At 48.4% G+C, this 12,166-nt stretch carries 10 protein-coding genes; 8 read left to right on the forward strand and 2 right to left on the reverse strand.

From position 1 onward, the window contains the following. Window positions 1-6 precede the first annotated feature (6 nt). From dnaJ to NA624_RS05050, 3 genes are all read left to right on the forward strand, one after another. The gene (gene dnaJ, locus NA624_RS05040) at window positions 7-1,146 is read left to right on the forward strand and encodes a molecular chaperone DnaJ (protein ID WP_001119009.1); all 1,140 of its coding nucleotides are present in this window, start codon (window positions 7-9) and stop codon (window positions 1,144-1,146) included. Between the two features lie 280 nt (window positions 1,147-1,426). Continuing rightward, window positions 1,427-2,374, forward strand: a complete 948-nt coding sequence (locus NA624_RS05045) for a LysR family transcriptional regulator (RefSeq protein WP_000534916.1) — start codon at window positions 1,427-1,429, stop codon at window positions 2,372-2,374. 126 nt (window positions 2,375-2,500) lie between these two features. Beyond that, window positions 2,501-2,845: a phage holin family protein gene (locus tag NA624_RS05050; RefSeq protein WP_000026889.1), complete on the forward strand. Its 345-nt coding sequence runs from the start codon at window positions 2,501-2,503 to the stop codon at window positions 2,843-2,845. Window positions 2,846-2,905: 60 nt separating this feature from the next. Here NA624_RS05050 and NA624_RS05055 read toward each other — a convergent pair whose 3' ends face one another. Beyond that, window positions 2,906-3,439 (reverse strand): glycoside hydrolase family 108 protein, encoded by a 534-nt coding sequence (locus NA624_RS05055; protein ID WP_001068134.1) that lies wholly within the window; start codon window positions 3,437-3,439, stop codon window positions 2,906-2,908. A gap of 16 nt (window positions 3,440-3,455) precedes the next feature. Beyond that, window positions 3,456-3,899 carry a winged helix-turn-helix domain-containing protein gene (locus NA624_RS05060; protein ID WP_000860678.1) on the reverse strand — a complete coding sequence of 148 codons (444 nt, stop codon included), beginning with the start codon at window positions 3,897-3,899 and terminating at the stop codon, window positions 3,456-3,458. Between the two features lie 380 nt (window positions 3,900-4,279). Here NA624_RS05060 and NA624_RS05065 point away from each other — a divergent pair, with 380 nt between their 5' ends. The 5 genes from NA624_RS05065 (at window position 4,280) to bcfB (ending at window position 12,166) form a co-directional block, all read left to right on the forward strand. Next, window positions 4,280-6,379, forward strand: a complete 2,100-nt coding sequence (locus NA624_RS05065; protein ID WP_000235810.1) for a glycosyl hydrolase family 18 protein — start codon at window positions 4,280-4,282, stop codon at window positions 6,377-6,379. A gap of 92 nt (window positions 6,380-6,471) precedes the next feature. After that, window positions 6,472-9,468: a hypothetical protein gene (locus NA624_RS05070; RefSeq protein WP_000155807.1), complete on the forward strand. Its 2,997-nt coding sequence runs from the start codon at window positions 6,472-6,474 to the stop codon at window positions 9,466-9,468. A gap of 280 nt (window positions 9,469-9,748) precedes the next feature. Further along, window positions 9,749-10,453, forward strand: coding sequence for a winged helix-turn-helix transcriptional regulator (locus NA624_RS05075; protein WP_000738619.1), 705 nt, complete (start codon window positions 9,749-9,751; stop codon window positions 10,451-10,453). 429 nt (window positions 10,454-10,882) lie between these two features. Then, on the forward strand, window positions 10,883-11,425 hold the full coding sequence (locus tag NA624_RS05080) for a fimbrial protein BcfA (protein WP_000743356.1): 543 nt from the start codon (window positions 10,883-10,885) through the stop codon (window positions 11,423-11,425). 12 nt (window positions 11,426-11,437) lie between these two features. Continuing rightward, window positions 11,438-12,166 (forward strand): fimbrial biogenesis chaperone BcfB, encoded by a 729-nt coding sequence (gene bcfB / locus NA624_RS05085; RefSeq protein WP_077905440.1) that lies wholly within the window; start codon window positions 11,438-11,440, stop codon window positions 12,164-12,166.

The raw sequence follows: 12,166 nt of genomic DNA on the forward strand, positions 1-12,166 counted from the left end.
AAAGAGATGGCGAAAAGAGATTACTACGAGATTTTAGGCGTTTCCAAAACAGCGGAAGAGCGTGAAATCAAAAAGGCGTATAAGCGCCTGGCCATGAAATATCATCCGGACCGCAATCAGGGTGATAAAGAGGCCGAAGCTAAATTTAAAGAGATTAAAGAAGCCTATGAAGTGCTGACCGATGCGCAAAAACGCGCAGCCTACGATCAGTATGGTCACGCCGCGTTTGAACAAGGCGGTATGGGCGGCGGATTTGGCGGCGGCTTTAATGGCGGCGCTGATTTCAGTGATATTTTTGGTGACGTTTTTGGCGATATCTTTGGCGGCGGGCGTGGTCGCCAACGTGCGGCGCGTGGGGCTGATTTGCGTTATAACATGGATCTCACCCTGGAAGAAGCGGTGCGTGGCGTGACCAAAGAGATCCGTATTCCGACGCTGGAGGAGTGCGACGTTTGCCACGGCAGCGGCGCGAAAGCTGGTACGCAACCGCAAACCTGTCCGACCTGTCATGGTTCTGGTCAGGTACAGATGCGCCAGGGATTCTTTGCTGTACAGCAGACCTGCCCACACTGTCAGGGACGCGGTACGCTGATCAAAGATCCGTGCCATAAATGCCACGGTCATGGGCGTGTTGAAAAGAGTAAAACTCTGTCCGTTAAAATCCCGGCGGGCGTGGATACCGGCGATCGTATTCGTCTGGCAGGCGAGGGCGAAGCGGGCGAGCATGGCGCACCGGCAGGCGACTTGTACGTTCAGGTCCAGGTGAAACAACACCCTATTTTCGAGCGTGAAGGCAATAATCTTTATTGCGAAGTGCCGATCAACTTTGCGATGGCGGCGCTGGGCGGTGAAATTGAAGTGCCGACGTTAGATGGTCGCGTGATGCTGAAAGTACCGAGCGAAACACAAACGGGCAAGTTGTTCCGTATGCGCGGCAAAGGCGTGAAGTCCGTACGCGGTGGCGCGCAGGGCGATTTGCTGTGCCGTGTGGTGGTTGAAACGCCGGTCGGTCTGAGCGAAAAACAGAAGCAATTGCTAAAAGATCTTCAGGAAAGTTTTGGCGGCCCGACGGGAGAGAAAAACAGCCCGCGTTCAAAAAGCTTCTTTGACGGCGTGAAAAAATTCTTTGACGATTTGACTCGCTAATCTTTTTCCCGTTGTATTTTTCTTCAGCCCGGGTGTTTATCCGGGCTTTTTTCTGCCTGTACGCGCCCAGGCCTCTGTTAAACGCATCGTATCCTCTCATTTGTTGATATTTTGTTTTTACTGATAAACAAATTGATGTTAATCAGCAGTTTTGTATACGCTTATTCTTTAAAAAAACGTGATGTGATGACATTAACGATTGCTTTTTTAGATGCTGTGAATTGATTTATCTTGAGTATTATCTATATTGCTTTTTTTAGTTTCCGGAGGCAGACAGCGAATGGGATCGAAAGGTGCCAACAAGAGCTTTGATTATAATTTAATCAAAATTCTTGACGCTGTTATTTTGTCAGGAAATGCGGCTATGGCGGCAAAAAAGCTAGGCATTACACCGGCTGCCGTCTCTATGGCGTTAAAGCGCCTGCAGAGTTATTACCCGGAAGAACTGTTTAGCAGAGGGAAAGGCGGGCTCATCCCCACAGCTAAGGCTGTCGACATTCACCAAAATTTCAGTCAGGTGATGAAACTGGTGGATGACACATTTCTCTGTAATAGCAAAAAAGATGAAGCGTTCCAGATAACGTTATTAGGCAGTGATATTGTTGAAAGCTATTATCTTTCTCAGCTCTATAACAGCGATATTTTTGACCGTATTTTGATAAATCATTTCTCTGTCAGAAATATGAATCGGGAGCGTATCAGCGAACTTCTGTTTACTGCGCAAGGCGATCTGTTGATTGGTGCCGAACCTTTGCTGGAGTCCGGCATAGAGAATCAAATTATTGATAGTTTTAAATCATTTGTTTGTATCTGTAGCAGTAAACACATGCTGAGTACCCTCTCACAGCTATCGCTACATCATTTTTATTCTTCGCGTCATGCGTTATATCAGCCGGGGATGGGGGCTTCAGTGATATATCATGATAGCGAGTTATTTAAGGATGAGCTTTACTATACTGGCAGGCGTATTGTCGGCTATCGCAGTGATTCGCTTAACGGTTTGATGAGCATGATCGAACGAACCTCATTGATTGCATTGATGCCTTTGAAATTAGCGCTTTTTTATAAAAATCATCGTAAATATGACATTAAATTTATTCAGCCTCCGCCCGAACTGGCTTTGAAGTCAGTTCAGGTCTATGCATCCTGGAATAAAAATAGTAGAAATATATCGACGATTAATGAGATGGTAAGTATGTTACAAACGCTTTCCTCCTTCCGTCGCTAATACACCTCATTTTTACTCTTTGATTTAATATGGTTTTAAATGATGTGCTTTGATTTTTACCCTTCTGACAGGGCGCTTACACTCCTTGTGTTAATTATTCATTTATAATGATTTCGGAGTGTTAAAATGTCTATTCCCAACCATGTGTCGACAACAGAAGTTGTGCTATTGGAGCTAGAGATCTTACTCACTATTATTTCGATTGGCGCGTGGGGAGGCTTTGTCAGCTATCTTTTACGCAAAGATAAGACAGAATATAATAGTTCTCATGAAAGTATAAAATATTGCTTAACGCAGATCGTGATTTCCTGCTTCACCAGTTTCTTGTTAAGCGCGATTGCAATCGAAAAAGAATGCAGTTTCAACATTGTTCTGTTGGCGGCAGGCTTAGGCGGTGTTTTCGCGAGTCCGATCTTAAAAATTCTTGGGCGGCGGATTAAAAAAATTATCGAAGGAAATAATTCAGATTAATTATCATTCGCAGTATCAGGCTCATCCGTGAGCCTTTTACGCGTCTTTTTTCAGCCGGGTCTAGGTCACTCTATTCTTGATCCAGCCATAAATAAATTGTTCGTTATTGTGGTTTTTTTCAGCAACGTTTAAGTAGTACGTGCCCTGACTGCAATTGAGGGCTTTCACCAAAACGGCTTCCCCTTCCTGGCCTCGCCAGGCCAAATAATGTTCGAGAGCGGCAAGCGTCCGCGGGCCAATATTGCCATCCACATGAATATCCGGGTAGCGTTTACCTTCGTGATTAAAGACGTTCAACCAGCGTTGCAGCCACGCGCTGGGGTGGTAAGCGCCTATGTTGACTGCCGCATCGCACAGCTCGAAGGAGACTGGCCACGATAGCGTCGAGATGACATCAAAGCCTGGTTTTATCCAGTAATCCTCTTCGAGAATCGCGTAGGCTTCAGCGCGGGTCAGATCCCGCATATCGCCAGCGTAGCCATGCGCTCGCGCCGTGGCTTCGGTAATGCCCCAATGGGTGGCGCCGCCTTTATCTTTAGGGTTAAATACGTAACCGCCTTCAAGCGCAATAATTCCATCTATAATTGGATTCATCTTCCCTTTCCTTCGCTTAGTGAATATGCAGATACATGAGAGAACCTAACGTTACTGAAAATACGGTCGTCAGGGCAGCGATGGTTTGCCGTACAATCTGTTTTTTTCTTCCCTTTGTTTCGCTATCCGTCGCGATAATGGCGATATCACTATTAACTTTGAGGCCTTGTCTTGGAATGGTAATAAAAAGATCCTTAATACCAAGCGCTTTAAGGTCACGTCTGATTAAATAGAGAATCTGCGTTAGATTTGCATCATTAACATAGTGGCTTCGACTTCCCCATAACGCGGTGGTTATTTTTTGTCGCTCGATAATCTCCAGATGAGCATTCTCGATGATGAAACTGAGACATTTGGCTCTCATCGCAGTCATTTTAATAACCTGTGAATTTGAGACCGTCCTCAGTTCATATTTACCTTCATTGTAAATGCAGTTGCTATTAATGATATAAGTTTTCATAACGTCTTCCTTTAGAAATGTACATCCTGGTTGTCTGTGGTGACTATATTGTATGAGAAATGTCTTAATCCAATAAATGTCACTGGTTTTATTGTATTGTCATTGTCTATAGCGAGTGTAATCACATTATTTCATTGTAATTAAATGATATTTAATTACATGATAAATGATATTTACTATGTTCTCACCAGAACGGACTAAGCGGGCGCTGAGAGGTGTTGTTTTCTCTTCGGTAGACGGTGTTGTTAACCTCATTTTTATGATTTTTATATCATCTAAAAAGATGATGTTTTGTGATTAGCTATTTTTTATGCCTGTAACGATTATGGACCCCGCAGAACGAGCTGCGACAATTTTGAAACGTAAAAGGAAATTTGAAAATGGCTACAAGCAAACTGATTCAAGGCGATACAATTACTGAAACTACCCATGCAGCGAATGGTTTTGACCCTGCAACAAGCGATGATAAAATAAGCTATACTTCCGCTCGTGTTGCGAAACCGGTATACAATAAATATAAAAATTCCACGACTAAACCGAAGGTATTCGGTTATTACACCGACTGGTCACAGTATGACAGCCGTCTGCAAGGCAATATGTCCCAACCGGGCCGTGGTTATGATTTAACCAACGTTTCACCGACGGCTTATGACAAACTGATTTTCGGCTTTGTTGGCATCACCGGTTTCAGAAAAATTGATAAAGAAAACCGCGATGTCGTAGCAGAAGCGGCAGCACAGTGCGGCAAAGTGAAATATGAGCCGACCTTCCTCGATCCGTGGGGCGATTTCCAGTCTTATATCAACCTGGGTTTTGAAACCAGCGGCTGGGATGTTGATCCGAAAACCGTGACCCAGGCTAACGCCAAAGGTATGCTGGGCGCACTGCGTGATATGCAGGCAAAAGCGAAAGCCGCAGGTCACACGCTGGCGCTCTCCATGAGTATCGGCGGCTGGAGCATGAGTAACGGGTTCCACGAAACCGCCGCTTCTGACTCTTCTCGTAAAATCTTCGCCAAAGGCGTGGTGAAACTGTTCAAACAGTTCCCGATGTTCAGCGAAGTGGATATTGACTGGGAATACCCGAACGATGAAGGGGCGGGCAACCCGTTTGGTCCGGAAGATGGCGCTAACTACGCGCTGCTGATTGCCGAACTGCGTAAACAGCTGGATTCCGCTGGTCTGAGCAATGTGAAGATCTCTATCGCTGCTTCCGCAGTGACCACGATTTTTGATCACGCTAACGTAAAAGATCTGCTGGCTGCCGGCCTGTATGGCATCAACCTGATGACCTATGATTTCTTCGGTACGCCGTGGGCGGAAACGCTTGGCCACCATACCAACCGCAAAGCGCTGGAAGAGGGCGGCTGGGCTGTCGAAACCATCGTTGATCACCTGCTGGCGGAAGGTTTCTCCGCTGACCGTATCAACATCGGTTATGCTGGCTATACCCGTAACGCTCGTCAGGCAGAAATTGAATCCCTGTCGCCGCTGAAAGGTTCTTATAACCCGGGAACAGGTGACACTACAGGTTCTTTCGAATCCGGCACCAGCGAATGGTATGACGTCATTTATAGCTACCTGGATCTGGAAAACCAGAAAGGTCGTAACGGTTTCAACGTTTACACCGACCAGGTCGCTGACGCTGACTACCTGTATAGCCCGGAATCCAAACTGTTTTTATCCCTGGATACGCCGCGTACTGTCAAAGCAAAAGGCGAATATGCAGCGAAACTGGGCCTGGGCGGCGTGTTTACCTGGACTATCGATCAGGACAACGGCGTGCTGGTTAACGCCGTGCGTGAAGGTCTGGGTTATGAAATCGAATCTGAAGTTATCGATATGGAACCGTTCTACTTCGAAGGTATCAATGTAGAAAATGGTGAAGAACAGGGCGATAGCGACGACGCGCAGAAAGTCAACCACGCGCCGAAAGCGGCGATTGAACTGCTGGTCGTAGGCGGATCTACGGTACAGCTGTCTGGCGCAGGTTCTTCTGATGAAGATAGTGATGAGTTGTCCTTTAGCTGGGGCGTGCCTTCTCAAATCGCTGTGGCAGACAAAACGGCAGAAATCATTGAGGTTGTGGTACCGGAAGTTAGCGAAAAAACAGCCTTTCAGTTCACCCTGTTTGTACGCGACTGCTACAACGAACCGTCCTCTCAACAGCGCTTTGTTCTGACGGCTGTGCCTGCGCTATCTCAGGTTCAACCGGAACCGGAAGAGGAAGAAGAGATTATCGTTCCTGTACCGGACGAGGAAGAAGATACCACGCCAGCTGAGGATGATACGCCAGCAGATGACAAAACGTCACCTTACGCACAGTGGGATGCTTTGACCGTTTATGGCGCAAACTGGGGTTCTTTCGAAATCGTTAGCTGGAAAGGCCATAACTATCAGGTGAAATGGTGGTCTATGGGCAACCAGCCTGACCTGAACTGCGGTGTCGGCGGTGCATGGACCGATCTTGGCGCTTACTAATACACGGCATTAAGCACGCTGTATTGGGCTTCATGATTTAAGCCCCGGTTTTCCGGGGCTTTTCTCCACCAGGGACAGAGGAAGAGTAGACCATGACCATTTCCATCCATGCCAGCGCATTTGACGTCAACAGCTGGTATCAAAAAATCACCTTAACCTTTATTAATGAGAGCGGTAATGCGGTCGATATGAACCATGCCGCAATATCGTTCACGGCCTCCGGGCACATCGTTCCATGGGGAAATAGCGGCGGTACGCTCAAAGGGAACCTGCCGCTTACGCTGAATGAGAGTTCGTATGGCACGCTGGAAACTAACAACATCATCATTAATAACAGCGATGCATTACTTCTTCAGCCGGGCGAACGCGGGACGCTCTCTTTCAGCCTCGCGGCGACACAGGTGCCGGTAAAAATGTCCACCATCACCTTGATGCTGGCGTCATCGTCATCCGAAGACACAGAGTCTGAAACCTTATCCGATGAGGAGACGCCAGCGATACCCGCCGCAGATGAACACCCCGCCGAACCCGATGCGCCGGAAAAGGATAACAACCTTCAGGAACGCGGCCTTACGCTTAACGTTAGCGAGTTGAATACCGCGAGTTGGTATCAACGCGTCACCTTTACGCTGACCAACCTCTACGCCCAGGCGGTAGATCTCAATCAGCTTCAACTGAATTTTACGGCCAGCGCGCACCCCGACCCCTACAGTCCGTTTCAGGGAACAATGCTGGGGAATCAGGCCGTGACGCTGGCCAGCGATGGGGGATGGCCCATCGAGAAGAATACCATCACCATTAATCATGACGGCGCGCTGATGCTGGCGGCGGGGGATACCGCCGAATTACAGTGCTATCTGGCCGCCACGCAGATGCCAGTTGCCATCAGCGATTTGAGCGCGACGTTGGCCCATGCCCCTGCCCGTCAGGGTAAAATTTGCGTTCATTTTCCTGCCATGACTCAGACCGTGGCGCTTAAACCGGCGATTGAGCTGCTGTTTCCTGCCGGCGAAACCCGGCGCTTTGTCGGTGAGTGGGGAGAGGTGCTGACAATAGGCGATCTTAGCGCAGGAACGTATCGGCTTACCGTACCGGTACTGGCGAATGATGAGATGCAAATCGCGCCAGTCGAGTCCTCTTTTACCGTTACGCTGCAAACCGGCGATGCCGCCGCGCAGGTCCAGGTATCCTGTCTGCCGATTGTCCGTTATGCCAGCGTGCGTCTGATGATTGACGCACCTGCGCTTGGTAATGCGAAATTGACCGTTGAGATCGCCGATGCTACGCAAGCGGATGAGCGTACCGTCACGCTTATCGCCAACCAACCTCAGTTAATCACCCGGCTACTGGCGGGGCATCATTATACGGTCAATCTACAGCCTGCGATGATTAATAACCGCTTTATATCGGCCCCCATACAGCTTACGGGTTTTATCCCTGCCGCGGCGCAGGTTGCCGAGGTTGCTGTCGCTTACCAGCAGGCTGCGATCGACACGGCGAGTTTCGTGACGGTGGATGCCACTCTACTGGGCCTGCCTGATGGCGTCGCGCCGCAGCGTTATCTGTTCAGTAGCGGTAAATATCAATACTCATTAATGCTGGAGAGCGGTAGCGATCGGCAGACGTTGGCATTACGCTTTGCGCCCGGGCTGTATGATGTTCAGACGGACGATATTTTCATCGACAGCGTGCCGTGGCGTTGTGAACAGGCCGGGTCGCTACGGTTGTTGCAAAAGGTCAACCATGTGGCGCTGGAGTTTCTGCCCGGCGTGACGCTACAGGTAAAAGGTTGGCCTGATTACCTTGCTCATGGCGGCGTGACGGTTAACGCGCCAGAGACGGTTTCTCTTTATCGCGATATACCGTTTAGCGCGTTGTTTAAATACGATGGTTTTGACGGCGGCGGCGATCCGGTTCCGGCCGCGGAGGTTGACGTGAACGGGGATGGTTTTCTGGATTACGCGACGTTACCGATCCATAAAACCGTTGCGCTGGTGCGCCAGATAGAAAAAGAAGCCGGGCGTAGCGTCATGCCGGTAATGGTCATTTATACCGCGAATGCCAGCGGCGGTAGCGCCCTGGCGGATTTACAGGATGCGCAAAAGCTACGTAACCATTTTGGTAACTTTATTACCCAGTGTCTGGCGGCGCAGTCATACAAAGATGAGACGCATCCTGTCCCGGCTACCTTTGTGCTTAACCCGGATTTTCTGGGGGCGCTACAGCAAGGACCGTATGGCTATACCGTAGTACGGCAAAAAAACAGTGTGCCGGTGAATGCCCAACTGGCGGCGGCGATACAAGCATTACCGGCGATGGCTGGCTTTATCGCGCCTTCGTTGCCGACGTTTAGCGACGATCTCTACGGCTATATTCAGGCGGTGAACTATCTTGTTCGTCAGTTTGCCCCGGACGTGGCTTTTGGCTGGCAGACGAATGTCTGGGCGACAGGAACGGCGGACTGGGTGCTGCGCGATACAGCTGATCCGGTAGCTGAAGGGCTGGCGATCGCCGAATTTATTCATGAACTGGGCGTTTATAGCGGAGAATATGCGCCGGACTTTATTGCGTTTGATAAATTTGAGCGTGACTGTTTCAGTCCTGATGCGCTTGCCCACTATGGCTGGAATGCGACATGCTGGCTTAATTACCTGGCGATGGTCAAACAGGTGACGAAAGCGCTGCTGACGCCCGCCATGCTGTGGCAAATCCCAGGCGGCCATATGCCTACAGTAGAAGAGGGCGTCAGTAAAATCAGCGCTGCGCACTTTGCATCCGGCGGAACCTTTTTTATGGGTGACGCCCGCATTGGCAGCGATCCTGACACGCTCTCTTTGCAGCTACTCAATACGGCCTTAAATAGCGCGACTTACGGCGTCCCGACCGTCGGCGACTTTTTACGTAAAGATAAAGGGTATGACTGGAGCCAGATGCAGGCGCTGAACCTACCGGACTTTAACGTCTTTTCGATCTTATGGGGCGGTGGTTCTACTATCAGTATTACGACAATCCATTCTAACGGTGAAGACGGCGGCTGGCTGGCGGATAAAATGGTAGAGTATTATGCTGCTCCACGCTATTTCAGATAATATCACTGCTTATTTGCATTAATCTGGACTATTAGTTTGAGATTCGAAGGCGCGTTCTTTCGAATCTCTTTTCCTGCGCCCCCTGACCTCTCATTCTTTATGCGTAATTCGTTATTAATTTTCTGTAATCATTTTGTATTAAGAATTGTCTTAATCTTAAAAATATTGCGTATTAGTGCGTTGTGAATACAGAAATACTGCATAGCGATGTTATTTATTATTAATTTAAGCGTTTTTTGAGAGGTTATACTGTGACGCTACATTGAGTAGACAACCGTTAATGAAAAAAATGATGAACGACGCTTTTGCTAAAGATAATAATGAGAATTCATTACACTCTTTTCTTTTTTCTCAGCAGGCTAAACCTCACGCGGCGATTGATGCCTTATTTTCGGCATTGTTGCCATTTGGTCAACCGTTTACGCTGGGTATCGGCGATGAGTTTTATTTACAGGCAAATGATGAACACTACATTGTATTACTGGAGTCTGGCGTTGTTTCTTTCTGTCATAATGACAAACGACTCCATATATCTTCATCGTTTGCGCCATCGGTCGTGGGTATGGTTGACAGCTATGGCGCTACCTATAATGTCCCCGCGCGACCGGAACACTTTTTGCTCGCAGAAACGGTTTGTACCGGTAGATTTGTTCGCCTGCCGGATTTTATAAAAATCGCCGATGAATGCGATTTGTGGCACGACGTGGCCCGTTGTCTGGCTTACCGTCTGATGGTGATGAGCGCGCGCGATCGTGAATTAGTCGGCGTCGATTCTTATCTGAAAGTTCGGGCGCTGCTGACTGAAATCTGGGCTTATCCACAGGCCTACCGGGAAAGCATTATCGTGTTGAATTTTATTCAACGGCGTACCGGGATATCGCGCAGTCGGACCATGAAGATTCTGTCTGAACTAAAAAAAGGCGGGTATATCCATATTGATAATGGGCGGCTGACGGCGCTCGGAAAACTGCCAGTGGCGTATTAATGTACTATATGCAACGATATATTTACATATCTCGACTGAATTTGCCTGTTATCGTTAATAGAATGTTTTACTGAAGGTTGTTATGAAGGCTATTTTTAAAAAGTCAATATGGCTAAAGGAGATGGGCCGAACGGCTGGTGTAAAGTCAATATAAAACAACGTGTTACATCTAGTCCTTTAAAACCAAATGTCGATGATTGCAACTTGCCGTTGGCTTGCTAATAATTAATAACATCGTTATCTCATTATAACGTAAAGATTAACTCACGACGTTGAGTGGCTGTTTTATTGCTTCTGACATTTATATCAGAACAAGAAGACGCTTTTTTTCGCATAAGAAAAAGTCGTGATATTGCTGTGAAGAAATATCAGCAGCCGTTGCGTTAAAAAATCTGATTACCCTCATTTTTATATTTAAAAGGAGCTTGAATGAAAAAGCCTGTACTAGCATTAATGGTCTCTGCGATTGCCTTTGGCGGAATGTTGTCCACCGCGCAAGCGGATACTACAACCGTCACTGGCGGTACGGTAAATTTTGTCGGACAGGTCGTTGACGCCGCCTGTTCTGTTTCCGCTGACTCTGTCGATCAGACCGTGACATTAGGCCAGGTTCGCGCCAGTAAATTAACCGAGGCCGGTATGGTGGCGAATCAAAAAGAAGATTTCACCATTAAACTGGAAGACTGCGATACTCAGACCAGCCAGAATGCGGCGGTGATTTTTAATGGCCAGCAGGACGCAAACCAGCCGGGTTCACTGGCGAATACCGCTGGGGCAGGTTCGGCGACGAATGTGGCATTACAACTTTATGGACCAGATGGCCAGGCGCTGAATATCGGTGAATCGTCCAGTACTGTTACCTTGAACGATGGCGAAAACGTTATTCCGCTTAGCGTGGATTATATCGCTACCGGTACGGCGACTGCCGGTAATGTTAGTGCGACGGCGACATTTAGCATGGTTTATTCCTGATTCCTTATCGGGATTTTTTTCTCGTCTGTTGGGAGGCGAGAAAGGGGCGTTACGCGCGTCACTGCGGTACCGATTTTCCTTCGATTATTGCTACTGCTGTCGGCGGCCGGCCTGTCGTTTGCCGCGCAGGCGGGAGGCATTGCGCTGGGCGCGACCAGAGTGATTTATCCGCTGGGAAGTAAGCAAACCTCCTTGCCGATTATTAATTCTTCTGCCAGCAATGTTTTTTTAATTCAGTCATGGGTCGCCAATGCCGATGGTTCACGCTCGACGGATTTTATCATCACGCCGCCTCTCTTTGTGATCCAGCCTAAAAAAGAAAATATATTACGTATTATGTATGTCGGGCCGTCATTACCGACCGATCGCGAAAGCGTATTTTATTTAAACAGTAAAGCGATACCCTCTGTCGATAAAAATAAGCTGACCGGCAACTCCCTGCAAATTGCGACGCAAAGCGTGATTAAGCTATTTATTCGCCCGAAAAATCTGGCGGAGGCGCCAGCTCATGCCCCGTCGACGCTTCGCTGCCGTAACGAACGCGGCCAGCTAACGATTACTAACCCTTCGCCGTACTACGTTTCGATGGTTGAACTGTACAGCGCGGGGAAAAAGCTGCCGAATACTATGGTACCGCCGAAAGGCGCGATCACTCTCCCGGCGACGCCCGGCCAGGTATCTTTGCGCACGGTAAACGATTTTGGCGCAACGACGCCAGCACGCGTTTGTCCAGCTTCATGA

This window comes from Salmonella sp. NW38, assembly GCF_051807745.1.
In the GTDB taxonomy this organism is placed as follows: Bacteria; Pseudomonadota; Gammaproteobacteria; order Enterobacterales; family Enterobacteriaceae; genus Salmonella; species Salmonella enterica.

Bases quoted from the DNA above. Each gene is read 5' to 3' on its own strand.
- dnaJ (WP_001119009.1), top strand. From the start codon at position 7: ATGGCGAAAAGAGATTACTACGAGATTTTAGGCGTTTCCAAAACAGCG.
- NA624_RS05045 (WP_000534916.1), top strand. From the start codon at position 1,427: ATGGGATCGAAAGGTGCCAACAAGAGCTTTGATTATAATTTAATCAAA.
- NA624_RS05050 (WP_000026889.1), top strand. From the start codon at position 2,501: ATGTCTATTCCCAACCATGTGTCGACAACAGAAGTTGTGCTATTGGAG.
- NA624_RS05055 (WP_001068134.1), bottom strand. From the start codon at position 3,439: ATGAATCCAATTATAGATGGAATTATTGCGCTTGAAGGCGGTTACGTA.
- NA624_RS05060 (WP_000860678.1), bottom strand. From the start codon at position 3,899: ATGAAAACTTATATCATTAATAGCAACTGCATTTACAATGAAGGTAAA.
- NA624_RS05065 (WP_000235810.1), top strand. From the start codon at position 4,280: ATGGCTACAAGCAAACTGATTCAAGGCGATACAATTACTGAAACTACC.
- NA624_RS05070 (WP_000155807.1), top strand. From the start codon at position 6,472: ATGACCATTTCCATCCATGCCAGCGCATTTGACGTCAACAGCTGGTAT.
- NA624_RS05075 (WP_000738619.1), top strand. From the start codon at position 9,749: ATGAAAAAAATGATGAACGACGCTTTTGCTAAAGATAATAATGAGAAT.
- NA624_RS05080 (WP_000743356.1), top strand. From the start codon at position 10,883: ATGAAAAAGCCTGTACTAGCATTAATGGTCTCTGCGATTGCCTTTGGC.